Source organism: Streptomyces sp. NPDC059582, assembly GCF_042735715.1.
In the GTDB taxonomy this organism is placed as follows: Bacteria; Actinomycetota; Actinomycetes; order Streptomycetales; family Streptomycetaceae; genus Streptomyces.
The window spans coordinates 12,988-36,297 of sequence record NZ_JBHWCC010000049.1; the positions used below are offsets into that span (position 1 = coordinate 12,988).

Genomic DNA, 23,310 nt, shown 5'->3' on the forward strand with positions numbered 1-23,310 from the left:
CCCGCACCGGCCTGCCCGCATCAGCGCCGCTCACACCCATCGCATACGAGCCGGCCCACCGGCCCGGCTCGCCCTTCGCCGCGACCGCGACCGGCGACCCGCCGCGGAACGGGCCCGCGCACACCGTGAACCGCGCCACAGCACCCCCGGTAACACGGGGTTCACAGTCGGGCAATGATCGGGAAATCGCCTGTTGACAGGCTTGCGCACATCAGGTGCGGCGCCCCAGTGCCGCAGCGCCGCAGCACCGGCAAGTGCGCCTAGAGACCCACCCCCGAAGGATGTGGCCCGTGACCTTCAAGGCTGAGTACATCTGGATCGACGGCACCCAGCCGACGGCCAAGCTCCGTTCGAAGACGAAGATTCTGGCGGACTCCGACAAGCCGGCCGAGGGTGCGCAGCTGCCGATCTGGGGTTTCGACGGGTCCTCCACGAACCAGGCCGAGGGCCACGCCTCGGACCGCGTGCTCAAGCCGGTGTTCACCTGCCCCGACCCGATCCGCGGGGGCGACGACGTGCTCGTCCTGTGCGAGGTCCTCGACATCGACATGACGCCGCACGAGTCCAACACGCGTGCCGCGCTCACCGAGGTCGCCGAGAAGTTCGCCGGCCAGGAGCCGATCTTCGGCATCGAGCAGGAATACACCTTCTTCGACGGCTCGCGCCCGCTGGGCTTCCCCGAGGGCGGCTTCCCGGCCCCCCAGGGCGGCTACTACTGCGGTGTCGGCGCCGACGAGATCTTCGGCCGTGAGATCGTCGAGGCCCACCTGGAGAACTGCCTGCAGGCGGGTCTGGGCATCTCCGGCATCAACGCCGAGGTCATGCCCGGCCAGTGGGAGTTCCAGGTAGGCCCGCTGTCCCCGCTGGAGGTCTCGGACCAGCTGTGGGTGGCCCGCTGGCTGCTCTACCGCACCGCCGAGGACTTCGGCGTCTCCGCGACCCTCGACCCCAAGCCGGTCAAGGGCGACTGGAACGGCGCGGGCGCGCACACCAACTTCTCCACGAAGGCGATGCGCGAAGGACCCGAGGGTTACGCCGCGATCATCACCGCGTGCGAGTCGCTGGGCGAGGGCTCCAAGCCGCTCGACCACGTCAAGAACTACGGCGCCGGCATCGACGACCGGCTGACCGGTCTGCACGAGACCGCCCCGTGGAACGAGTACTCCTACGGTGTGTCGGACCGTGGCGCCTCCGTCCGTATCCCGTGGCAGGTCGAGAAGGACGGCAAGGGCTACATCGAGGACCGCCGCCCGAACGCCAACGTCGACCCGTACCTGGTGACGCGTCTGATCGTCGACACCTGCTGCACCGCGCTGGAGAAGACCGGCCAGGTCTGATCCCCGCCCACCCGTGAAGGGGCGTCCGCCGATCCGGTGGGCGCCCCTTCCGCTTGTCGCGTTGTCAGTGGGGGGTGTCAGTCTTGCTCCATGCGAAGCGACGACTGTCTCGTCATCAACGTCGATACGGAGAACCGGCAGCGGCACGCGCGGATTTCGGCCGAACGCCTGCGGGAACTCGTGCACCGGATCGGCGGTGCCGGCGACCACTACCTGGTCGTCAAGCGGATACCCGACATCCCGGACGTCTTCGTCCAGGTGTGGCACGAGCACGGCGAGGACTACCAGGTGGAGCACCGGGAGGGCCGCGACCGCTTCTTCGGCACGGTTGTGGGCGACCGCGACCGGGTCGCGGCCGCCCTGACGGGGTGGGCCCGCGAGGACGCCGGGTGGGACGCGGGCATCACGTGGGAGCCGATCGTCCAGGACGCCCCGCAGGAGGTCCCGGAGCTCCCCGCCGACGTGCGCGACGAGGTCGAGACCCGGATCAGGGAACTGCTGCGCTGCGGTTACGACGACCGGGCGCAGCTCGCCGAGGACGCCGAGGAGTATCTGGTCGACGACGACGACCGTCCGGTGTCCCCGGCGCAGGCGCGCGAACTCGTCGACCGGCTGTGGCGGGAGCGGCTGGCCGAGCAGGCGACCTGGCGGGAGATCACCGATCCCGAGCGCCTCACCGATGCCTTCGAGGCGCTCGACGCGAGCGGGATCACCGCGCGGGAGAACTTCACCTGCTGCCGCAGCTGCGGCAGCGCGGAGATAGGCGCCGAGCGCGGCGAGGGAGCGCGCGGCTTCGTCTACTTCCACTCCCAGTGCACGCAGAGCGCGGCCGCGGGACACGGGCTGACCCTGTTCTACGGCGGGTTCGACGGGTCGGCCGAGACCACGGCGGCCGTCGGGGGCGAGGTCGTCGCGGCGCTCGACGCGGCGGGACTGTCCACGTCGTGGGACGGCTCACCGGACACCGCGATCCAGGTCACGGGGCTGACATGGCACAAGCGGCTGGTCGGTCAGGGGCTCACGGCATCAGATTCGCGCCAAGGGGCGTCCGGTCCTTGAGAGGAGTCTCCTGCCGGGCTCCGGCTTCTGCTTCAATGGGCTCATGGCCAGCTTCCGGAAGTGCACCGCGACGGGTCGCCATGACCTTGAGCCCTTCTGGCCTTCCCGTCAGCACCACGACTTCGACCGGGTGTGTTGCCGCGCGATGAACGCGCCGGCCCTCTAAAGCCGTAAACCCGGCGTTCGGCCAGCGCGCACGACGTACGTCCTCGGCGGCCCCGACCACGAACTCGCGGTCGTCGAGCTTCCCGACGAACTCCTCGCGCGAAAGAGCTGACCTCTCATGGCGACCACTCGTTCCTTCTCCCCCGTCGCGAAGACCGCCTCCCCCTCGACCGCCCCGGGACGGCACCGGCTGCGTGCCGTCGACCGGGACGAGGTGGTGGACGTCGCCGGCTTCCTGCCGCCGGGTGCCACCTGGCTGCCCGCGCCGCAGCACACCCTGCCCGTCCTGCCCGGCCATCCGCCGATGATCGGCTACCTGGTGCTCGTCCCGGCCGACCAGCAGCCGCCGTTCCTGCCGGTGGCGGTGCCCGACCGGACGGAGGCCGAGGAGCAGGCCGGCCCGGCCGCGGGCGAGCCGGTGGTGCGCATCGACCCCGTGCAGCGCACCGTCGCGGTGAGCGGGCGCGCACTCGACCTCACGTACCTGGAGTTCGAGCTGCTCGCGCACCTGGTCGCGCACCCCCACCGGGTGCACACCCGCGACCAGCTGGTCACCACGGTGTGGGGCTACGGCCACGTGGGCGACGGCCGTACCGTCGACGTCCACATCGCCCGGCTGCGGCGCAAGCTGGGCGCGGAGTACCGCGGCACGATCCAGACGGTCCGCCGCGTCGGCTACAAGTACTCCCCGCCGCTCGCCCACTGAGCCACCACACCCTCAGCGCTCTCCGCTCTCCTCCCGCCGCTCTCCACATCCCCACCTCCCCACCTCCCCGCATCTCTGCTCTCTGCTCTCTGCTCTCTGCCGACAGCAGACCGGGGTTCCCCGCCACGGCACGACCGGGCAGAGTCACCGGCATGAGACTTCTGGTGCTGGGTGGTACGGAGTTCGTGGGGCGTGCCGTGGCCGAGGCGGCGCTCGAACGCGGCTGGGACGTGACGGTGTTCAACCGGGGGCGGCACGCGGCCGTCCCCGGCGCCCGCTCCCTGGTCGGCGACCGCACCGGGCCCGACGGGCTCGCCGCCCTGGCGCACGGCGAGTGGGACGCCGTCGTCGACACCTGGTCCGCGGCACCGCGCGCGGTACGGGACACGGCGCGGCTGCTGCGGGACCGCGCCCGGCGATACGTGTACGTGTCGAGCTGCTCGGTGTACGCGTGGGCGCCGCCCGCCGGGTACACCGAGGACGCTCCCCTGGTCGAGGGTGCCTCGGCCGACGCGGAGCGGACCGACTACGCGCGCGACAAGCGGGGCGGTGAGCTCGCCGCCGAGGCGGAGTTCGGGGCGGAGCGCTCGGTGCTGGTGCGGTGCGGGCTGATCCTCGGCCCGTACGAGAACGTCGGCCGGCTGCCCTGGTGGCTGACCCGGATCGCGCGGGGCGGGCCCGTCCTCGCGCCCGGGCCGCGGGACCTCCCGCTCCAGTACGTCGACGTCCGTGACCTCGCCGGGTGGGTGCTCGAAGCGGTGGAACGGGAGTCGAGCGGCCCGTACAACCTGATCAGCGAGCAGGGACAGGCCACGATGGGCGAGTTCCTCGACGCGTGCGTAGGGGCCACCGGCGCGACCGCCGAGCTGCGGTGGACCGAGCCGGACGTCGTCCTCGGCGCGGGCATCGAGCCGTGGACGCAGCTGCCGGTGTGGGTGCCGCCGGGCAGCGACCTGCACGGCGCCCTGCACTCCGCGGACGTCTCCCGGGCGCTGGCCACGGGCCTGGTGTGCCGGCCGGTCACCGAGACCGTGGCCGACACCTGGAAGTGGCTGCGGGACATCGGCGGCACGGCGCCCATGCGTCCGGACCGCAGCTTCAAGGGGCTCGATCCGGAGGTGGAGGCCCAGGTGCTGGCGGCCGGCGCGGGTGTACCTGACACCACCCCCTGAGCGGGGGCCTCGGCCCAGTGACCGCCGTTCGGCGGTCCGCGAGACTGACGCCATGAACAACGACACGAAGAGGGATGCGGGACGTCAGCAGGTGCGGGACGTCACGCTCGCCGCGGTCCGGGGGCTCGTGCTGGCCCTGGCGATGCTCCCGGTCGCGGTGTTGTGCTTCACGCTGGCCCTGGTCTCCATCGCACTCGTCCCGATCGGTGTCGGCCTCGTCACGACCCCCTGGATCCTCGGTGGCGTACGGGACTTCGCGGATGTGCGGCGCAGGCTCGCGGCCGAGTGGTGCGGGGTGCACATACCGTCGGCGTACCGGCCGCCGCCCGAGAACGCCAATCCGTGGACGCGTACCCTCGCGCTGCTGCGGGATCCCGCGACCTGGCGGGACCTGCGCTGGCTGCTGGTCGACATGACGGCGGGGTTCGTGACCGCGCTGGCTCCGGCCGTCCTGTTGCTCTATCCCCTGGAGGGGTTCGCGCTGGCCGCCGGGCTGTGGCGGACCATGACGGGCGGCCCGTACGGCGAGTACGGACCCTACTGGTACGGCTTCGTGCCGGTCAGCGACCAGACGACCGCCTTCGCAGCCGCGGCACTGGCCGCCGTCCTGCTGGTCCTCGCCCACCGGTTCACCCCACGGCTGCTGACCGCCCACTTCCGGCTGACCCGAGCCGTCCTCGCCCCCGGTCCGGCCGAACTGGCCGAGCGGGTCCGCGTCCTGACCGAGACCCGGCGGGACGCCGTCGACACCTCCGCCGCCGAACTGCGCCGCATCGAACGCGACCTGCACGACGGGGCGCAGGCCCGGCTGGTGGCGATGGGCATGGACCTGGGGACCATCGAGATGCTCCTGGACAAGAACCCGGAGAAGGCGAAGCTGCTGCTGGCGCAGGCCCGGCAGTCCTCCGCCGACGCGCTCGCCGAGCTGCGCGACCTGGTGCGCGGCATCCATCCGCCGGTGCTGGCGGAGCGCGGGCTGGGCGACGCCGTACGGGCGTTGGCGCTGCGGTTGCCGATCGCGACGGAGGTGACGGTGGAGTCGGCCGGCCGGGCCGACGCTCCCGTGGAGTCGGCCGCGTACTTCGCCGTCAGCGAGGTCCTCACCAACGCCGTCAAGCACGCGGACGCCGACCGCCTCTGGGTGGACCTGCACCACGCCGACAGCATGCTGCGGATCTCGGTCACGGACAACGGCCGGGGTGGTGCCGCGATCGGGTCCGGCTCGGGCCTGACCGGGATCGAACGACGGCTCGGTACATTCGACGGCGTCCTGGCCGTCAGCTCTCCCGCGGGCGGTCCCACCATGGTGACCATGGAGATCCCGTGCGAGTTGTCCTAGCCGAAGACCTGTTCCTGCTGCGCGACGGACTGGTCCGACTGCTGGAGGCCTACGACTTCGAGATCGCCGCCGCCGTCGAGTCCGGCCCCGAGCTGGACCGGGCGTTGGCCGAACAGCGCCCCGATGTCGCGGTGGTGGACGTACGCCTCCCGCCGACGCACACCGACGAGGGCCTGCAGTGCGCGCTGCGGGCCCGTCGGGACAGGCCCGGTCTGCCGGTGCTGGTCCTCTCGCAGCACGTGGAGCAGCTGTACGCGCGTGAGCTGCTCGCCGACGGCACCGGCGGGGTCGGCTATCTGCTCAAGGACCGGGTGTTCGACGCGGACCAGTTCGTGGACGCCGTACGACGGGTTGCGGCCGGCGGTACGGCGATGGACCCGCAGGTGATCCAGCAGCTGCTGGCGCGGCGGACGTCGGAGGACCGGCCGCTGTTGCGGCTGACGCCGCGGGAGCGGGAGGTGCTGGAGCTGATGGCGCAGGGGCGGACCAACGCGGCGATCGCCGGCAAGCTGGTCGTGACGGAACGGGCGATCGCCAAACACACCGCCAACATCTTCGCCAAACTGGGACTCGAGGTGTCGGACGATGACAACCGTCGCGTCCTGGCGGTGCTCGCCTATCTGGACCAGGGCCGCTGATCATCACAACCCGTGGGACTGATGCGGGAGTTGAGGGGGGATTGTGCCCAGGTTCTCTCATCAATTTCTGAGACGTTTGAACACCCGTGGGACCACCTCCGTATGGATGGGAGCCGCTTCACTCCTGTCGGGCGCCTCGAAGCTGCCCCTCAAGGAAGTCAGAGGAGTTCCATGGGACGCAATACACGTAAACGCCGTACGCCGTTGGCCAACAAGGCCATTGCAGCATCGGCGGCCCTAGCGCTCGGTGGGGGCGGGCTGATCTGGGCGAACTTCTACGCTTCGGCGCATGAGTCGAACAACAGCAACGGGTGGAACCAGACGAAGGCCGCCGCAGCGCAGGTCGCCACGGTCTCCTGCCCGGACATCGGTCAGAAGCTGACGAACGTGCCGAGCCAGGCCCGCACCGACGTCGACGGCGAACTGGCCAACCTAGACCGCCAGATCACAGAGGCCTACCAGCGTCTGGCCACCACCCGCGACGCACAGGCCAAGGACGCGAGTTTCGTTCAGAACTCCATCCTTCAGCCGCTCAAGGACCGCCGGGCGAACATCATCGACCGGATCAAGCTGGAGATCACCAGGGTCGGCGGCACCACGCCCGCTGGTCTGGAGACCCTCGCCGCCTGCACCGCGACCCCCGCCAGCCAGACCAACGCGGGCGGTCAGAACAACGGCCAGCAGAACAACGGTGGCCAGCAGAACAACAACGGCCAGAACAACAACGGCCAGCAGAACAACGGTCAGCAGAACGGTAATGGCCAGCAGAACGGCAACGGCCAGCAGCCGGCGGGGAACGGCGGTCAGGCCGGCAACGGCCCGAACGCGGCCGACTTCGTGGACATCACGAAGGTCAAGGCGAACGTCGCCGCCAAGCCCCGCAACAACCGCCAGGCGTCGACCGGTACGTTCGTCACCAAGTGCGGTGTCAACGCCAACGGCAACCACAACACGGACAACGTGATCGTGGCGCCCGGCGTGACCAACGGCGCGCACCACCTGCACGACTACGTGGGCAACCAGTCGAACGACGCTTTCGCGAACAACGACAAGTTCGCGGCGGCCGAGTCGACCTGCCAGAACCAGCAGGACAAGTCGTCGTACTACTGGCCGGTGATCCGTCTCCAGAACGGGACGCAGGACTTCGACCAGAACAACGACGGCGGCGGCAAGGAAGGCAACGTCGGCAAGATCCTGGTCCCCAAGCAGGCGGAGATCAAGTTCGTCGGCAGCCCGAAGGCCAAGGTCGTCGCGATGCCGCAGTTCCTGCGCATCATCACCGGTGACGCGAAGACCACCACCAACGGTCTGGCGAACGCCAACGCGCACTGGAGCTGCACCGGCTTCGAGAACAAGGTGCAGCTCACGCAGCAGTACCCGATCTGCCCGAAGGGCAGCAGCGTGGTGCGTACGTTCGCCTTCCAGAGCTGCTGGGACGGCCAGAACATCGACAGCGCCAACCACCGCACGCACGTCGCCTTCGCCGACGCCAACGGCAACTGCGCCGGCGGCTTCAAGGCGATTCCCCAGCTGACGATGCGCCTGGTGTACAACGTTCCGGCCCCGGTCCTCCAGAACGGACAGGTCAAGAACCCGTACGCGGTGGACGGCTTCCCGGAGCAGCTCCACAAGGCGGCGACCGACCACGACGACTTCATCAACGTGATGTCGGGGAACCTGAACAACAAGATCGCCAACTGCATCAACCGGGGTCAGCGCTGCCAGTGACGGCAGCGGGCTAGCCCGACGGTGAAACCGGCGGTGGGAGAATCCCACCGCCGGTTTTCTCGTGCGTGCCGTACGCGCTGTCCGCTGTCAGTGACCGGTGTGCGCCGAGTGGTCGGTGCCCTGCTCGATGTCCCCGCCGAGCGTGGTGCGCAGCGCCGCCACGGTGCTGTTCTCGCCCACGGCCACCCACTTGCGGCCGACCAGGTAGTGACCGCCGTAGTCCTTGGCCGAGTTGATCCACTCGCGCTGGCCGCGGTCGGTGGCGAAGGTCGCCAGGATGAACTTGCCGTCGGGGTTCTTGCACACCGCCTGGCGGATCTCGTCGGCGTCCGTCTGCATGTCCGGCGCGCACTTCACCTCGGCGGCCAGGTGTTCCAGGCTGCCGGTCGCCGTCACCGGCACCGCCGCCTCCGTGTCCGAGCCGGAGCCGCAGCCGGCCAGCGCCAGCACCGCCGCGGCGGCGGCCGCCGCGAGCATCGGTCGGGTCACCTTCATCTGTCCTCCCTGCAAGAGCCTCGTCCTGGATACGGCCCTGGCGCGCGGCGCACTCAAACGGGATGTGAGTGGCTCGGAATTCCGCGTGCCACTGTAGGCACACTCGTGCGAAGGTGGGCCGGTGAACCAAGACTGGGAAGATCGCGTGACCGCCGCCTGGGGCACCTTCGACGACTACGCCGAGGAGGACGCGGCGGATTTCCGGGCCGTGATCGACGCGCTCGTCGCCGAACTGCCCGAGGACAGCCCGCTGAGGCCGTTCGAGCAGGCCTGCGCCTGGGACTCGACGGGCCACTCGGACAAGGCGGTTCCGCTGTACCTGGAGGCGCTGGCGCGCGGCCTCGACGGCTACAAGGGCCGCCGCGCCAAGATCCAGTTGTCGAGCTCCCTGCGGAACATCGGCCGGGCGGAGGACGGCGTCAAGCTGCTGACTCCCGAACTGGACGGTCCGTCGGACGAGTTGGACGACGCCGTGCGCGCCTGTCTCGCGCTGTGCCTGTCCAGCCTCGGCCGGGACCGCGAGGGCCTCTCCCTCGTACTGGGTGCCCTGGCCCCCCATCTGCCGCGCTACCAGCGGTCGATGGCGAACTACGCGCGAGCGCTGGTCGAGCCGACGGACTGACCCGACGGGCTGACGGGGGACCGCCCCGGCGGACCGACCGGGGGCTGACCGGGAGGACCGACCCAGCGGGCTGACCCGGCGGGCTGTGAGGCGGCCCGCTCGGCGGACGGCTCAGTGCGCGGTTCGCCCGAGTGGCGGTGACCAACCACCGATTCGCTCGTTCTGCTGAACGTGCAGTCACAGCATGTCGCCCCGCGCCCCACACCGTCCGCCACCGACGTCGACGTCGAGCAGGCCGAGGCCGCGCTCGTCGAGCACTACCCGCGGCTCGTCCGGCTCGCCTATCTGGTGCTGCCGCCGGGCCTGGGCCGAGGCCGGCGCGTCCTGACCGCGCACGCCCTCACCCAGCGCGCGCTGCCCGGCAAACGCACGTCGGCGCCCGCTATCCCGGCCCAGTCGACCGGCCGGGACGGCGACCCGGGCTACGCCTTCGTCCGGCTCCAGGTCGTGCGTACGGCGCTGGAAGCCGGGCTGCCGCTGCGCCGCCTCGCCTGGCCGAAGCGCTCCCAGCTGCCGCCGCTGCTGCCCCAGGTGTGGGGTCTGCGCCTGTTCCCGCGCTCGGGCGGCACGGACGAACTCGCCCTGGACCAGCGGCTGTCGGCCCTGTCCGGACCGGCCCGCGCCGCGCATGTACTGCGCGGTCTGGAGAAGCTCCCCGACGGCGACGTGCGCAGGGTGCTCACGGCGGCGGGCGTGAGCGACCCGGACGCCGCGCTGCGTGAGGCCGACACCACGCCCGCGCAGTACGCGCTGCTCGACTCCCCCGAGTTCGACCCCTGCGCGCTCCAGGCCCGGCCCACCGACCTGATGCGCCGCCGCCAGCACTCCCGGGCGGCACTCGCCGCGGCCGCCGCCCTCGCGGTGTGCGGCGCCCTGGTGGCCCTGCCGGGCGACGGCTGGGGGCCCGACGGCGCCGCCGCTCCGGCGTACGCGCAGAACCCCGCGGCCGAGGCCGCCCTTGACCCCGGCAAGCTGCTCCGGGTCGCACCCCTGGCCTGGGAGTCGTCCGCACGCACCGACTTCTCCGTGTGGCCCGCGCGCGGCGACCTCACCGGCGACACCGCCCTGCTGCGCCGCGCCCTCGCGGTCTGGGCCCGTCCCGGCGAGCGCGTCCAGGTCTCGGTCACCCCCGGCACCCCGTCCGGCGGGCCGGCCGGACCGCCCCAGCTGCTGTACGCGGGGACCGTCGACAGCGCGCGCGTGGTGATCCTCTACGACGGTCTGCGCATCGCCCGCTACGCCGAGCCGAAGGACGGCGCGCAGGGCGCCGCCCTCGACTTCGCCCGGGTCGACGGCGCGACGGCCGCCGAGGCGGGCGCGGTGGTCCTCGGCCGGGCCGACGGCAACGTGCGCTATCTGACCGCGCCGTGGGTGAAGAAGGCGGCCGAGCGGGACTTGATGAAGCCCGGCGCCGGGGTGATGGATCTGGACCTGACCGGCGGGATCACCGCACCGCTGGCCAGCCCGGCCACCCGGACCGGCGACTGCGCCTCGTGGAACGTGCTCCAGCTGACCGACGCCTCCGGCTCCCGGCTGCTGACGGACCTCGGCGAGCTGGTGCCGGTCCGGCTGACCTCGGGCAGGCCGACCGCGCCCCACGAGGTGAGCGGCGCGGCGGCGCTGCGCACCTGGGCGCCGTTCGCGTGCTCGCTGGCCGACGCGCGCGGCCAGGGCGTGCGGTCGGTGAACGCCTGGACGTACGCCGAGCAGTCGCTGCCGGACGCGAACGGCACGGCCACCTGGGTGTGCACGAGGGCCGAGACCTGGCGCGGCGGCGGCCCGCGGGTGCTGGCCCAGTTCCACACCCCGGGCGGGAAGTACGGGGCGGTCGCGGCGAAGGCGGAGAACGTGTCGGCGTGCGGTGCGCGCGATCCGCATGTGCTGGCGGGTGTGCTGTGGAAGGCGGAGTCCGGGTCCTGGTACCTGCTGGCCGCGGGCAGCCGGGACACCGCGTCGATCCGTGCGACGGGCGGGGTGCGGGCGACCTCGCGGGGCAGTCTGCTGGCGGCGCGCACGAAGGAAGGGGCGCAGGCCGGGCTCAAGGGGACGCTGGACGACGGGCGGTCGATCAGCGCGCTGCGCTGAGAAGGGCGGCGAAAGAAGTCCGCCACGAGGGTTCCACCCGGGCTTACCCGTCAGTACATTGACGCCATGTCTAACAAGCAGCCCCGGGTGCCCCGTCCGGTCGAGGACGAGCGGATCCCGCTCAAGGCGCGCGACGTGTCCTTCTCCTGGGAGGCCACCCCGCTGCACTGGGTGCCGGGTGACCCGTTCACCACGCACACCATCAACGTGCTGCACCTGCTGCTGCCCGCGGGCGAGCGCTGGTTCGTGCACGTCTACAAGCAGGTGCTGCCGTACATCCGGGACGAGCGGCTGCGCGAGGACGTCGTCGGGTTCATCGGGCAGGAGGCGATGCACTCCCAGGCCCACGACGAGGTGCTGCCGCATCTGCGCGAGCTGGGGCTCGACCCGACGCCGTACACCGCGCAGGTCGACTGGCTCTTCGAGAAGCTGCTCGGCGACCGCACGCTGCCGCCGGGCCGGGCCCGCAGGTGGTGGCTGCTGGAGCGGGTCGCGCTGATCGCCGCGATCGAGCACTACACGGCGTTCCTGGGCGACTGGGTGCTGAACGCCGAGGAGCTGGACCGGCGCGGCGCCGATCCGACCATGCTGGACCTGCTGCGCTGGCACGGCGCCGAGGAGGTCGAGCACCGGTCCGTCGCCTTCGAGCTGTTCCAGCACCTCGACGGCGGCTACCGGCGGCGCGCGCGGACCTGGGCGACCGCCTTCACGGCGCTGGTGTTCCTCTGGCAGCGCGGGGTCCGCTTCTTCATGGCGAACGACCCGACGCTGGTGGACGGCAGAGCCACCTTCAAGGACTTCCACGTCCGCGGCCGGAGCGGCGTACTGCCCTCGACCGGCGCCATGGTCCGGTCCATCCCGCGCTATCTGGGCCGTGACTACCACCCCTCGCAGGAGGGCAGCACCGCGCAGGCCGTCGCCTACCTGGCCGGCTCCCCCGCCGCACGCGCCGCGCTCGCCGCCGAGAAGGGTGCCGCCTGATGCCGAGGCTGCGGACCGTCGCGGTCCTCGCGGGCAGTGCGCTGCTCGCCCGGCGGGCGCTGCGCCGCCGGATCCAGGCCTCGCCGCTGTGGCCGCTGCCGGCCCTGGAGCGCCCGGTCTCCGGACAGCCGCGGCCGCGGGCGCTGCGGCTGCCGGTCACCTCCTACGAGACGGTCGCCGAGGGGGTCGTACGACTGCGCCTGGAAGGGCGGCGGTTGCCGCGCTGGGAGCCGGGCGCGCATCTCGACCTGGTGCTGCCCTCGGGGCTGGTGCGGCAGTACTCGCTGTGCGGCGACCCGGCGGACACCTCGTCGTACACGGTGGCCGTGCGGCTGGCCGAGGACGGGCGGGGCGGCTCGCGCGAGGTGCACACGGCGGTGCGGGTGGGGACGGAGTTGGAGGTTCGGGGGCCGCGCAACCGGTTCGCGCTGGTCGAGGCGGAGTCGTACGTCTTCGTCGCGGGCGGCATCGGGATCACCCCCGTGCTGCCGATGCTGCGGGCCCTGCCGCCGGGTGCGCGGTGGCGGCTGCTGTACGGGGGCCGTACCCGGGCCTCGATGCCGTTCCTGACGGAGATCGGCGAGATCGGGGCGATCGGCGGGGACGGGGGGCCGGTCGGCCCGGACCGTGTCACCCTCGTCTCCGAGGACGAGGACGGGCTGCCCGATCTCGACGCGCTGTTCGCGGACGTGCCGGCGGGTGCCGCCGTCTACTGCTGCGGGCCGCAGGGGCTGATGGAGGCGGTCGCCGCACGGCTGCCGGCCGGGGCCACGCTCCATCTGGAGCGGTTCGCGCCGGGCGGTTCCACCGACGGCGACGGCCCCTTCGAACTCGAACTCCGACGCAGCGGGCGGACGTTGACGGTACCGGCCGACTCCACCGTGCTGGCCGCCGTGCGCGCCGAGCTGCCGGGCACCGCGTACTCGTGCGAGCAGGGCTTCTGCGGGACCTGCCAACAGCGGGTGCTGGCGGGCGAGATCGACCACCGGGACGAGCTGCTGACGGACGCGGAGCGCGCCGACTCGATGCTCATCTGCGTGTCACGGGCGAGAAGTGAGCGAATTGTGTTGGATTTGTGAACGCGTGTGGCACGTCCGGTCCGTTCGGTTCCGGTTCGGGTCGGTAAGGTGTTCGTATGACTACCGGGGTTCGCCGCAGAATGGGAGTCGACGAGCGTCGGCAGCAGTTGATCCGTGTCGCCCTGGAACTGTTCAGCCGCCGCTCGCCCGACGACGTCTCCATCGACGAGATAGCGGCGGCCGCGGGCATCTCACGACCGCTCGTCTACCATTACTTCCCCGGCAAACTCAGCCTCTACGAAGCCGCCTTGAAGCGCGCCTCGGAGGATCTGGCGGGCCGGTTCGCGGAACCGCACGAAGGGCCGCTCGGGGCGCGGCTGCTGCGGGTGATGCGCCGGTACTTCGACTTCGTGGACGAGCACGGCCCCGGTTTCTCGGCCCTGATGCGCGGCGGCCCCGCGGTGGGCTCCTCGACCACCAACGCGCTCATCGACTCCGTACGGCAGGCCGCCTACGAGCACATCCTCGCGCATCTGAGGGTCACGGACCCTCCCGCGCGGCTCGAGCTGGTGATCCGCTCCTGGATCTCGCTCGCCGAGTCGACCGCGCTGATCTGGCTCGACGGCCGGCGCATCGCGCGTGCCGAGCTGGAGATCCAGCTCGTGCACGACTTCGCCGCGCTCACCGCCGTGAGCGCCGCGTTCGACGACGAGATGCGCGCGGTGCTGCGGCCGATACTCCAGGACGAACCGGCCGACGGCCCCTTCAGCGACCTGGCCGCCCGGCTGATCGCGCTCGCGTCCTGAGGAACGTGCTCAGTACTTCCGGTACGACGGGTCGAGGTCGCGGACCTCTGCGGAGGCGTGCAGGGCGAGTCCGTCGACGGGCTTCACGTACTGGCGCAGCAGTTCGAGCGCGGTCTCGGTGAGCCGGGCCTTCGTCTCCTCGGTACGGCCGGCCAGCAGACCGATGTGGATGTGCACGACGGCATGCCCCTCGGTGTCCGGGCCGACCACGGTGTCCTCGGTCCGGCGGAACTGCGTCTTGCAGGCCGTCGGCTTCGCGGCCGCGATCTCGACCGTGGCGGTGTGCAGTGCCCGCGCGAAGCCGGGCCGGTCGAAGCCGTCCGCGAGCCGTTGCGAGTAGTCGACGGTGATCTGCGGCATGGGGAACTCCTGTTCTGGGAACCTGGGCTCACCCTAGCCGCAGGGCCAGCATCGCTATGTCGTCCTCCCGGTCATGGCCGAAACAGTCCAGCAGCAGGTCACACAGGACGTCGAGCCCGGGCGGGGTACCGGCCGCGACCGTGCGCAGATGGCGCATGGAGGTCCCGAGGTCGATGCCGCGGGTCTCGATCAGACCGTCGGTGATCATGAGCAGCCGGTCGGTGGGGCGCAGCACCACCTCGGTGGGGGCCGGACGGTCCAGGCCGAGCCCGAGCAGGGGTCCGGCGACGTCGACGTACTCGGCGCCGCCCTCGCCGCGCAGGAGCAGCGGCGGGATGTGACCGGCGTTGGCGATGCGCAGCCGCCCGCTGTCCGGGTCGACGAGGGCCAGGCAGACGGTGGCGGTGACGTCCGGGTGGTAGCGCTGGAGCATCCGGTCGAGCCGTCCGGCCAGCACGGCGGGGTCGCCGTCCTCGACGCAGTAGGCGCGCAGCGCGTGCCGGATCTCCACCATCACGGTGGCCGCGTCCAGCGAGTGTCCGACGACGTCGCCGACCGCGGTCAGCACTCCGGCGCCGGTGCGCAGCACGGCGTAGAAGTCGCCGCCGATCTCGGTGTCGTGGGACGCGGGCACGTAACGGACCACCAGGTCGACGCCGGGCAGTTCGGGCAGGCGGTCCGGGCGGGGCAGGAAGCTGTGCTGCAGGGTGAGGGCGACATGGCGCTCCACCTGGTACCTGAGCAGGGGTTCGGCGGCGAGCGCGGTGGCCTGGGCGAGGCGGGCGAGCAGTCCGTCGCGCTCGGGATCCGCGCCGTGACCGGAGCGCGCGGGCGTGGCGATGCAGACCGGCGTGCGCCGGCCCTGGGTCAGGGTCAGCACGAGCCGGGCGTCGTCCCGCACGCCGGGCCTGAAGAAGCCGACCGGCCACAGCGGCGCGGGCACGACGACGCTCTGCACCCCGCCGCGTCCTTCCGCGATCCTCGGGAGCAGCCGCGCCACGGTCTCCTCCGCGTCCGCGTCCGCGCCCGGCAGTCCGAGGATGTCGAGGTCCCGGGACGTGCCCCGGTACAGCTCCCCGTCCGGTCCGGCGACGAACACGACGGCCGGGGTGCCGGTGAGCCGGGCCGCGCCCTCGGCCGCCGCACCGGCCAGCTCCGTCGGGCTGCGCGCGGCCTGCACGGTGACGATCGCCTCGGACAGCTGGGTCAGCCGGTGGACCAGCGTCTCCGCGCCGGTGCCCCGGCGCGCCCCGCGCAGCGCCGCCCGGACCACGGCCTGGATCTCGCGCGGATCGGCGGGCACGGTCAGATAGGCGTCGCCGCCCGCGTCCAGCCCGCGGCACCGGTCGCCGGTCGCCACCGCGGCGGCGGAGAAGTGCACCACGGGCAGGGCGGCCATCGGCGGGCGGGCCTTGACCAGGCGGCACAGTTCGAAGCCGCTCATGTCCGGCAGGCCCACGTCCACCAGCGCCACGTCGGGCAGGGTGCCCGAGCGCAGCCGTACGTCGAGTTCGACGAGCGCCTCCTTGCCGCTCGCCACGGGCACCACCTGGTGTCCGGCGCGGCGCAGCACCGCGCCCATGGCGTAGCGGCCGGCCGCCGTGTCGTCGACGACCAGCACGGTGGTGTCCGTCGTCTGCTGCTTACCGTTCCCGTTCATGTGCCGACGCCCCTCGAGGGCAGGTGCGGGTGGGGGCGGGCCCGCGCCGGGCCCGCCCCCACCACGCTAGTGCGCCGTCACGCGGTCCGGGAGAACACCGCCACAGTGCGACCCGGAACGGCGAATGTGCCCGATTCCCGCTCATAACGGGCCGACTTGACGATAGGGTCCGCGCCTGACGCCTGCCCCGGGTGCAGCCGGTAGCCCGTCCCGGCGAGCGCGCCGACGGTCTGCCGCTGGGTCGTCGGCGTCGCGTTGAACACGACGACCAGGTCACCCAGCCGCATGGTGATCACCCCGGGCGTCTCGTCCTTCCCGGACAGCGGGAAGGCGAGTTTCGACTGCACCTGTCCGGCGCTGCCGAGGGAGAACGCCTGCTCGGACGTACGGATCCGCAGCAGGTCCCGGTAGGCGGCCGAGGCTCCGGTGATCTGCGCGCAGCCCACCCCGACGGAGCTCAACAGGGGTTTGGCGTAGGGCCACTTGTCGGCGTTGTCGGTCGCCATCGGCAGGCCGCGGCCGAAGCCGTTGCCGTCGGCGCAGTTCCAGTGGATGGCGTTGAACCAGTCGCCGCTGTCGTAGGAGTTGCGGTCCAGCGACTTGGAGCGCAGCAGGTCCGAGCCGGCCTGGGACAGCGCCGGGCCCTGGGAGAGGGCGGCCGTGGCCATCGCGAGGACCTGCATCCGGGCCCGGTCGGACGCGGAGGTGTCCTTCGGCAGCTTGTAGGCCAGGGCGTCGAACAGCGACTCGTTGTCGTGGGCGTCCACGTAGGCGAGCGCGTCGCCGGGGGCGTCCGCGTACCCGGCGGGCGCGCCGTTGTAGTCGACCTCGGCGCCGGTGACGTCCTTGCCGTCGGTGTCCGTGAAGCGGTATCCGGCGAGGTTGCCGGTCAGGCCGACCTTGATCAGGTCCTGGTAGTGCAGGAGACGGGCCTTCTGCTCGGCCGGGGTCCCGTTGCCGGTCGAGGAGTTGGGGTCGGTGTACAGGCCGGACGCGAAGCCCTGGACGCCGGGGTCGGAGTCGAAGGGGCCGCCGCCGCGCACCGCGTCCCGGGCGCGGTCGGAGAAGGTCGCGATGCCCGTGCCGGCCATGTTCTTCTGCGTGGCCTGCACGAACCGGGCGTCGTCGGCGACCTCGCCGAAGTTCCAGCCCTCGCCGTAGAGGATGATCTTCTTGCCGTCGACGCCGTCCTTCGCGAGGGTCAGCGCGTCCAGCGCCTTGCGCACGGCGAGGATGTTGGCCTTCGGGTGGTGGCCCATGAGGTCGAAGCGGAAGCCGTCGACCTTGTACTCCTTGGCCCAGGTGACGATCGAGTCGACGACCAGCTTGCCCATCATGGCGTTCTCGGTCGCGGTGTTGGCGCAGCAGGTGCTGTCGGCGACCGAGCCGTCGGCGAGGAGTCGCTGGTAGTAGCCCGGTACGACCTTGTCGAGCACGCTGGTGTCGGCCTGGCCGGCCGCCGCGGTGTGGTTGTAGACCACGTCCATCACCACCCGCAGGCCGTCGTCGTTGAGGGCCTTGACCATCCGGCGGAACTCGACCGTGCGGGTGGTGCCGTCCGGGTCGGTGGCGTACGAGCCCTCGGGGACCGTGTAGTGGTACGGGTCGTAGCCCCAGTTGTAGGCGTCCTTCGCGGCGATCTTCGCCACGCACTCCTGCTGCTTGTCGGAGTCGGCGGGGTAGGAGCCGAGGTCGCAGTCCGTGGTGGCCTGGTCGGACGTCCGCTCGGCGATGGTGGCGATGTCGAAGGCGGGCAGCAGATGCACGTACGACGTGCCGGCCGCGGCCAGTGCGCGCAGGTGCTTGGAGCCGTCGCTGTCCTTGTCGGCGAAGGCGAGGTAGGTGCCGGGGTGGGCGGCCGTCGGGTCGGCGACGGAGAAGTCCCGGATGTGCAGCTCCTGGATCTGCGCGTCCTTCAGCGGTACGGCCTTGGGTTTGGTCAGGGTCGACCAGCCGCCGGGGGCCAGGGACCGGTCGTCGAGGTCGACGACGAGGCTGCGCTCGGAGTTCGCGCTGAGGGCGACGGAGTAGGGATCGGTGACCTGGTTGGTGACGACCTGCCGGACGCTGGGCGCCCAGACCTTGACGACGTAGCGGTAGGGCTTGTTCTTCCAGGAGGCCGGGCCGGTGACGGACCAGACGCCCGTGGTGTCGTCGCGCTTCATGGGGACGGTGGTGCCGTCGAGGTCGAGGCGCACGGACTGGGCTGTGGGGGCCCAGACGGACAGGGTGGGCCTGCCGTCGCGGAAGACCGGGCCGAGCTTCGCCCTGGTCGCGTCGTACAGGTCGTCGAGCGCGCCCGCGATCTGGACGCCGGTCGCGGACAGGACCGCGCCGTTGGCCGCGAGCTGGGAGGCGACGAGCTGGCCGCGCAGGGCCTCGCGCACCCGGTCGCGGTCACGCGGGTCGACGGACCAGGCGGTGTAGTCCTTCAGATGCGGGAACCTCGCCTTCTGCGCGTCGGTGAGAGCGGTCCTGGTCAGCCGCAGCCAGCGCTCGTCGTCGCTGGTGAGGGCGCCGTCCCGGACGGCGATCGAGCCGTCGTGGGAGTAGCGCAGCTGGGTGGAGGCGGCCGCGTCGGAGCCGTTCCAGGCGAGGGTGTCCCGGTCGATCCAGACCGCCTTGGAGGTGGCCAGGTCGAGGGCGGCCGCGGAGCCCGCGGGCTGCGGCAGCAGGTAGTCCTCCTGGCCGTTCAACAGCCACACCTCGTGGCCGTCGGCGGTGAGGTCCAGGGACTGGTCGGTGGCGAGATCCTTCTCGTCACCCTTGTGGATGATGTAACTGAGGCTGCCGGCACCCTCGGTGAGCGGTACCTCGAAGACCGCGCCATAGGCATCAGTCTTCACCGGCTCGAGGGGTTTCGACCAGTCGGTGGGGTTCGCGGCGCCCGTCCAGACGTGCAGGCCCCAGCCGTCGTAGTTCCCGTCGGCGCGGTGGTAGTGCAGTACGGCCTTGGTCTTGTCCTGCTCGGGGTAGTCGGCCGTAGGCCTCTCGGTGCGGACGGCCTCCTTGCCCTGCTCGATCCAGATCTCACCCGTCCTGGTGACGTCGATCGTGCGGTCGGCGGTGACGTCCTTGTCGCCGTCCTTGTCGATGACGAGGAAGCCGACGCTCGAAGCGCCGGGCTTCAGTTTGACGTAGGCGAAGGCGCCGTAGGCGTCGCGGCCGGTGAAGGGGTGGCTGTCGGGCCAGTTCGTGGCCTCGCCGTCGGCCAGGTCGCCCCAGGCGTACAGGCCCCAGTCGGCGTAGTCGCCGTCGGTGCGCCGGTAGTGCACGACCGCGTACTCGCGGGAGGCGGCGGTCGGGATCTCCGGGGCGGGCGGGGTGCCGGTGGCCGAGGCGGCGGTGGCGCTCGCGGTGCGGCCAGCCGAGTCGACGACGACGGCCTTGTACCGCAGGGCGGTGCCGGCCGGTACGTCCTTGCCGATGGTCTGGGTGACCTTGTAGGGGGCGTGGTCGGCGGAGCCGAGGGTCTGCCACCTGCCGTCGCCGGTCTGGGCGGCGAAGACGACCCGGTCGAGACGGCCGCCTGAGACGTCGGCGGTGAGCTCGACCGTGCCGGTGGCCCCGGCGTCCGGGGCCTTCAGGGTGATCGTCGGCTTCGTCGAGGGCGCGGCGAGCCGGCCGGCCGCCTTGAGGACGATCGCGGAGCCGGCCGGGACGGTGACGGTGATCTTCTTGTCGGCGTCGGAGCGGACGACGGCGTCGGTGCCGTGGACGCCGCGGAAGGTCATGCCGGCCGAACCGGTGGCGAAGGTGGCCGTCTTCGCCTCGTCGGCGTTGTTGAAGGCGACGACGTACTCGGTCGTGTCCTTGCCGGTTCCGGTGCGGGAGAAGGCGTAGACACCCGGACCGTTGGCCGCGTAACGCTGCTCCTGGACTCCGTCGGTGAGCGCCGGGTTGGCCTTGCGCAGCTCGGCGAGCGCCCTGATCTGCCGGTAGAGCGGCGCGTTCGTGTCGTAGGCGTCGGCGGCGTGGGTGCGGTCGGTGCCGAGTTCGTCGTCGTCGAGGTAGTCGTCGACCCGGGAGGCGAACATCGTCTGGCGGGCGTCCTTGTCGCCGCCGGAGCCGGTGAAGCCCTGCTCGTCGCCGTAGTAGACGACCGGGTTGCCGCGGCTGAGGAACATCAGTTCGTTGGCGAGCTCGTCCTTGCGCACGAGCCGGGCGTCGGTGGCGTCGGGGTCGTCCTGCTTCAGGAAGTACCCGATCCGGCCCATGTCGTGGTTGCCGAGGAAGGTGACCTGTTCGTACGCGTTGGCCTTGTCGGTCGTGTACTTGTAGTCGTCACCGAAGACCGACGCGAGCTTCTGGGCGCTGCCGCCCTGGGAGGCGTACTGCCGGGCCGCCTCCTGGAAGGGGAAGTCGAGCGTGGCGTCGAGGCGGCCCTGGGTGACGTAGGGGGACGTGATCGAGGTGTCGGCGGAGTAGACCTCGCCGAACATGAAGAAGTCGTCCCGGCCCTGCCGGGCCGCGTAGGCGTCCAGGGCCGTGGCCCACTGGGTCCAGAACTCCATGTTCACGTGCTTGACCGTGTCGATCCGGAAGCCGTCGACGTCGAAGTCCCCGACCCAGCGCTGGTAGATCTTCTCCATGCCCCGCACGACCTCGGGACGTTCGGTCCACAGGTCGTCCAGGCCGGAGAAGTCGCCGTACGTGGTGGACTCGCCCGCGTACGTCGAGTCGCCCCGGTTGCTGTACATCGTCGGGTCGTTGAGCCAGGACGGGACCTTGACGTTCTTCCTCGCCGCGGGGACGGCCGGGGTCCGGGGGAAGGAGTCCTCGTCGACGGCGGGGAACTCGCCACCGGTGTCGGCGTGTTCGGCGTCGTCGAAGGGCTCGCCGTCCTCGGTCAGGTACGGGAAGGCGCCCTTGGAGAGGTAGTCGTAGGACTTCTCCCGGTAGTCGACGACGTCGGCGGTGTGGTTGGTGATGACGTCGAAGAAGACCTTCATGCCCTTGGCGTGCGCCTTGGAGATGAGGGTCTCGAGGTCCTTGTTGCTGCCGAAGTGCGGGTCGACCTGGGTGAAGTCGGTGATCCAGTAACCGTGGTAGCCGGCCGAGGCGTCGGCGCCGGTGCCCTGCACGGGCTGGTTCTTGAAGATCGGGGCCATCCAGATGGCGGTGGTGCCCAGGCCCTTGATGTAGTCGAGCCGCTGCGTCAGACCCTTGAGGTCGCCGCCCTGGTAGAAGCCCTTGTCGGCGGGGTCGTAGCCGGTGCTGAGCCGCGAACCGGTCAGTCCGCCCCGGTCGTTGGCGCTGTCACCGTTGGCGAAACGGTCCGGCATGACGAAGTAGAACTGCTCGCGGGTGTCGTCGTGCCGGGCGGGCGCGGCGGCGAGCTTCGCGTCGGACGGGGGCGGGGGCGGGGCGTCCGCGTGGGCGGCGAGGGGCTGGACGAGGGCTGCGGCGAGCGCGGCCACGGTGACGGCCACGATCCGTCTCGCATACGCGGTGCGGCGCGTCCGGGGCGCCGGCCATCTCGGTATCACAGGCGTGAACTCCTAGCGATTACGGCTCAAAAGGACCCGCAAGGGCCCTCACAGGGTCCGACCCCTGCGCCGCGGGACGGCTTCGTCGCCGGGCGCCGGCGCGACCGTATCGCTAACGAAAGGTTTACAGCAAGGGTCTTGAAACCCATGGAAAGAACTTTCACACCCGGTCCTGGCCGGGCCGCCCGGCGCGAGCCGAGCGGGCGTCGGGCGGCCCGGCCGAGGGGTTCAGCAGCTCGACTTGCCGGAGTAGATCGCCAGGGCCGTGTTGGCGCCCAGGGTGGCGGTGAACTGCCCGCTGGAGTTCACCGACACCGTCGTGTTGTTCTGCACGTTGCAGTACGTGCCCGCCGGCAGTGAGGTCTGGTAGGTGCGGGTCAGGCCGCTCGACTCGTGGTTGATCGCCACATAGCCCTTGGCGCCCCGGCCGAAGGCGATCGCGTCACCTCCGTTGTCCCACCAGTTGGTCATCGACTGGCCGCGGGTGGTGTTGCGGAAGGCGACCATGGACCTGATCTCGGGCCAGGCGTGCTGGCACTTCCAGCCGTTCTGCCAACAGGCGTTCACCGAACCGCCGTTGGGTGGGCCGGCGTCCGCGTCGGACCACTCGTAGCCGGAGTTGACGTCCGGAGCCCCATAGGGGTACGCGAGCATGAAGACGTTGGCGAGGGTGTAGTTCGCGCCGTCCTTGTAGGTGAGCGTGCTGCCGTTGCGCTCGGTGTCGTGGTTGTCGACGAAGACACCGGCGACCGAGTTGCTCAGATAGCCCCAGCCCTCGCCGTAGTTCTTCAGGTAGGCGAGGTTCTCGTTGTTGAAGACCCGCTTGAGGTCGTAGGCGTAGCGGAACTCCTGGACGTCGCCGTTGCCCGTGTACTCGGTGGGCTGGACCGCCTCGCCGGAGCCGTAGATGACCTCCTGCTTCCAGTACACCGACGGGTTGCTCAGCCGGGACTTGATGTTGGCGAGGTCGGCCGTGTCGATGTGCTTCGCCGCGTCGATGCGGAAGCCGTCGACACCCAGGGTGAGCAGGTCGTTCAGGTAGCCGGCGATCGCCCTGCGGACGTAGTCCTCGCCGGTGTCGAGGTCGGCGAGGCCCACGAGTTCGCAGTGCTGGACGTTCCAGCGGTCGCTGTAGTTGGAGACCTGGGCGGTGCAGTCGTCGAAGTCGAAGGAGGAGTACAGACCGGGATAGTCGTACTTCGTGTACGACGAGCCGCCGGTGCCGGTGCCGCTGCCCGCCGCCATGTGGTTGACGACGGAGTCCACCACGACCTTCACGCCCGCCGCGTGACAGGTGTTCACCATGTTCCGGAACGCCGTGCGGTCGCCCAGCCGGCCGGCGATCCGATAGCTGACGGGCTGGTACGACGTCCACCACTGCGAGCCCTGTATGTGCTCGGCGGGCGGGGAGACCTGGACGTAGCCGTACCCGGCGGGGCCGAGGGTGCTGGTGCACTCCTTCGCGACCGAGGCGAAGTTCCACTCGAAGAGGACGGCCGTGACGTCCTTGGTGCCGGGCGGGGCGGCCTGGGCGGTGCCCGGTGCCATGACGGCCGCCGCCGCGGCGAGGGCGAGCGCGCCCGAGACGGTTCTGCTGCTGGCCATGTGGGGGTTCCTTCTCCATTGAAGGTTCTTGCTGAAACACCGCG

Annotated in this window: 17 protein-coding genes; 12 read left to right on the plus strand and 5 right to left on the minus strand. The window is 71.2% G+C overall.

Annotated elements, in window-relative coordinates; genetic code table 11:
• The first annotated feature begins 290 nt into the window (after positions 1–290).
• The 7 genes from glnII (at position 291) to ACFV0T_RS32305 (ending at position 8,144) form a co-directional block, all read left to right on the plus strand.
• Positions 291–1,337 (plus strand): glutamine synthetase, encoded by a 1,047-nt coding sequence (gene glnII / locus ACFV0T_RS32275; protein ID WP_385786945.1) that lies wholly within the window; start codon positions 291–293, stop codon positions 1,335–1,337.
• Positions 1,338–1,427: 90 nt separating this feature from the next.
• Entirely contained in the window at positions 1,428–2,396 is a 969-nt protein-coding gene (locus ACFV0T_RS32280; protein ID WP_385786948.1) for a DUF6891 domain-containing protein, read from the plus strand.
• A 283-nt stretch (positions 2,397–2,679) separates the two neighbouring features.
• Complete coding sequence (locus ACFV0T_RS32285; RefSeq protein ID WP_385786950.1) at positions 2,680–3,267, plus strand: winged helix-turn-helix domain-containing protein; 588 nt, start codon at positions 2,680–2,682, stop codon at positions 3,265–3,267.
• A 152-nt stretch (positions 3,268–3,419) separates the two neighbouring features.
• Positions 3,420–4,439 carry an NAD-dependent epimerase/dehydratase family protein gene (locus ACFV0T_RS32290; RefSeq protein ID WP_385786953.1) on the plus strand — a complete coding sequence of 340 codons (1,020 nt, stop codon included), beginning with the start codon at positions 3,420–3,422 and terminating at the stop codon, positions 4,437–4,439.
• Positions 4,440–4,491: 52 nt separating this feature from the next.
• Entirely contained in the window at positions 4,492–5,778 is a 1,287-nt protein-coding gene (locus ACFV0T_RS32295) for a sensor histidine kinase (RefSeq protein ID WP_385786957.1), read from the plus strand.
• Positions 5,763–6,416, plus strand: coding sequence for a LuxR C-terminal-related transcriptional regulator (locus ACFV0T_RS32300; protein ID WP_385786959.1), 654 nt, complete (start codon positions 5,763–5,765; stop codon positions 6,414–6,416). The genes ACFV0T_RS32295 and ACFV0T_RS32300 overlap by 16 nt, the downstream gene beginning before the upstream one ends.
• Before the next feature lie 171 nt (positions 6,417–6,587).
• Entirely contained in the window at positions 6,588–8,144 is a 1,557-nt protein-coding gene (locus tag ACFV0T_RS32305) for a DUF1996 domain-containing protein (RefSeq protein ID WP_385786962.1), read from the plus strand.
• A gap of 87 nt (positions 8,145–8,231) precedes the next feature.
• On the opposite strand, the gene ACFV0T_RS32310 is transcribed toward ACFV0T_RS32305, so the two are convergent.
• Positions 8,232–8,639, minus strand: a complete 408-nt coding sequence (locus ACFV0T_RS32310; RefSeq protein ID WP_385786964.1) for a hypothetical protein — start codon at positions 8,637–8,639, stop codon at positions 8,232–8,234.
• Positions 8,640–8,760: 121 nt separating this feature from the next.
• Between ACFV0T_RS32310 and ACFV0T_RS32315 the strand changes: the two genes are divergently transcribed.
• The 5 genes from ACFV0T_RS32315 to ACFV0T_RS32335 all read left to right on the plus strand — a co-directional run bounded on the left by ACFV0T_RS32315 (position 8,761) and on the right by ACFV0T_RS32335 (position 14,152).
• Positions 8,761–9,261 (plus strand): tetratricopeptide repeat protein, encoded by a 501-nt coding sequence (locus tag ACFV0T_RS32315; RefSeq protein WP_385786967.1) that lies wholly within the window; start codon positions 8,761–8,763, stop codon positions 9,259–9,261.
• Between the two features lie 171 nt (positions 9,262–9,432).
• Positions 9,433–11,346 carry a hypothetical protein gene (locus tag ACFV0T_RS32320; protein WP_385787077.1) on the plus strand — a complete coding sequence of 638 codons (1,914 nt, stop codon included), beginning with the start codon at positions 9,433–9,435 and terminating at the stop codon, positions 11,344–11,346.
• A gap of 66 nt (positions 11,347–11,412) precedes the next feature.
• Complete coding sequence (locus tag ACFV0T_RS32325; RefSeq protein WP_385786969.1) at positions 11,413–12,327, plus strand: metal-dependent hydrolase; 915 nt, start codon at positions 11,413–11,415, stop codon at positions 12,325–12,327.
• Complete coding sequence (locus ACFV0T_RS32330; protein ID WP_385786972.1) at positions 12,327–13,406, plus strand: PDR/VanB family oxidoreductase; 1,080 nt, start codon at positions 12,327–12,329, stop codon at positions 13,404–13,406. The genes ACFV0T_RS32325 and ACFV0T_RS32330 overlap by 1 nt, the downstream gene beginning before the upstream one ends.
• A 56-nt stretch (positions 13,407–13,462) precedes the next feature.
• On the plus strand, positions 13,463–14,152 hold the full coding sequence (locus ACFV0T_RS32335; protein ID WP_385786975.1) for a TetR/AcrR family transcriptional regulator: 690 nt from the start codon (positions 13,463–13,465) through the stop codon (positions 14,150–14,152).
• Positions 14,153–14,161: 9 nt separating this feature from the next.
• Here ACFV0T_RS32335 and ACFV0T_RS32340 read toward each other — a convergent pair whose 3' ends face one another.
• The 4 genes from ACFV0T_RS32340 to ACFV0T_RS32355 form a co-directional block, all read right to left on the minus strand.
• Positions 14,162–14,512: a 5-carboxymethyl-2-hydroxymuconate Delta-isomerase gene (locus ACFV0T_RS32340; protein ID WP_385786977.1), complete on the minus strand. Its 351-nt coding sequence runs from the start codon at positions 14,510–14,512 to the stop codon at positions 14,162–14,164.
• A 28-nt stretch (positions 14,513–14,540) separates the two neighbouring features.
• Positions 14,541–16,172, minus strand: a complete 1,632-nt coding sequence (locus ACFV0T_RS32345) for a SpoIIE family protein phosphatase (protein WP_385786979.1) — start codon at positions 16,170–16,172, stop codon at positions 14,541–14,543.
• Positions 16,173–16,249: 77 nt separating this feature from the next.
• Positions 16,250–21,661: a pullulanase-type alpha-1,6-glucosidase gene (gene pulA / locus ACFV0T_RS32350; protein ID WP_385786981.1), complete on the minus strand. Its 5,412-nt coding sequence runs from the start codon at positions 21,659–21,661 to the stop codon at positions 16,250–16,252.
• 228 nt (positions 21,662–21,889) lie between these two features.
• Complete coding sequence (locus ACFV0T_RS32355) at positions 21,890–23,266, minus strand: alpha-amylase family protein (protein ID WP_385786984.1); 1,377 nt, start codon at positions 23,264–23,266, stop codon at positions 21,890–21,892.
• Positions 23,267–23,310 lie beyond the last annotated feature (44 nt).

Excerpts from the sequence above, each read along its gene's own strand:
- ACFV0T_RS32280 (WP_385786948.1), top strand. The coding sequence starts at position 1,428 with ATGCGAAGCGACGACTGTCTCGTCATCAACGTCGATACGGAGAACCGG.
- ACFV0T_RS32285 (WP_385786950.1), top strand. The coding sequence starts at position 2,680 with ATGGCGACCACTCGTTCCTTCTCCCCCGTCGCGAAGACCGCCTCCCCC.
- ACFV0T_RS32290 (WP_385786953.1), top strand. The coding sequence starts at position 3,420 with ATGAGACTTCTGGTGCTGGGTGGTACGGAGTTCGTGGGGCGTGCCGTG.
- ACFV0T_RS32295 (WP_385786957.1), top strand. The coding sequence starts at position 4,492 with ATGAACAACGACACGAAGAGGGATGCGGGACGTCAGCAGGTGCGGGAC.
- ACFV0T_RS32305 (WP_385786962.1), top strand. The coding sequence starts at position 6,588 with ATGGGACGCAATACACGTAAACGCCGTACGCCGTTGGCCAACAAGGCC.
- ACFV0T_RS32310 (WP_385786964.1), bottom strand. The coding sequence starts at position 8,639 with ATGAAGGTGACCCGACCGATGCTCGCGGCGGCCGCCGCCGCGGCGGTG.
- ACFV0T_RS32325 (WP_385786969.1), top strand. The coding sequence starts at position 11,413 with ATGTCTAACAAGCAGCCCCGGGTGCCCCGTCCGGTCGAGGACGAGCGG.
- ACFV0T_RS32330 (WP_385786972.1), top strand. The coding sequence starts at position 12,327 with ATGCCGAGGCTGCGGACCGTCGCGGTCCTCGCGGGCAGTGCGCTGCTC.
- ACFV0T_RS32335 (WP_385786975.1), top strand. The coding sequence starts at position 13,463 with ATGACTACCGGGGTTCGCCGCAGAATGGGAGTCGACGAGCGTCGGCAG.
- ACFV0T_RS32340 (WP_385786977.1), bottom strand. The coding sequence starts at position 14,512 with ATGCCGCAGATCACCGTCGACTACTCGCAACGGCTCGCGGACGGCTTC.
- ACFV0T_RS32345 (WP_385786979.1), bottom strand. The coding sequence starts at position 16,172 with ATGAACGGGAACGGTAAGCAGCAGACGACGGACACCACCGTGCTGGTC.
- ACFV0T_RS32355 (WP_385786984.1), bottom strand. The coding sequence starts at position 23,266 with ATGGCCAGCAGCAGAACCGTCTCGGGCGCGCTCGCCCTCGCCGCGGCG.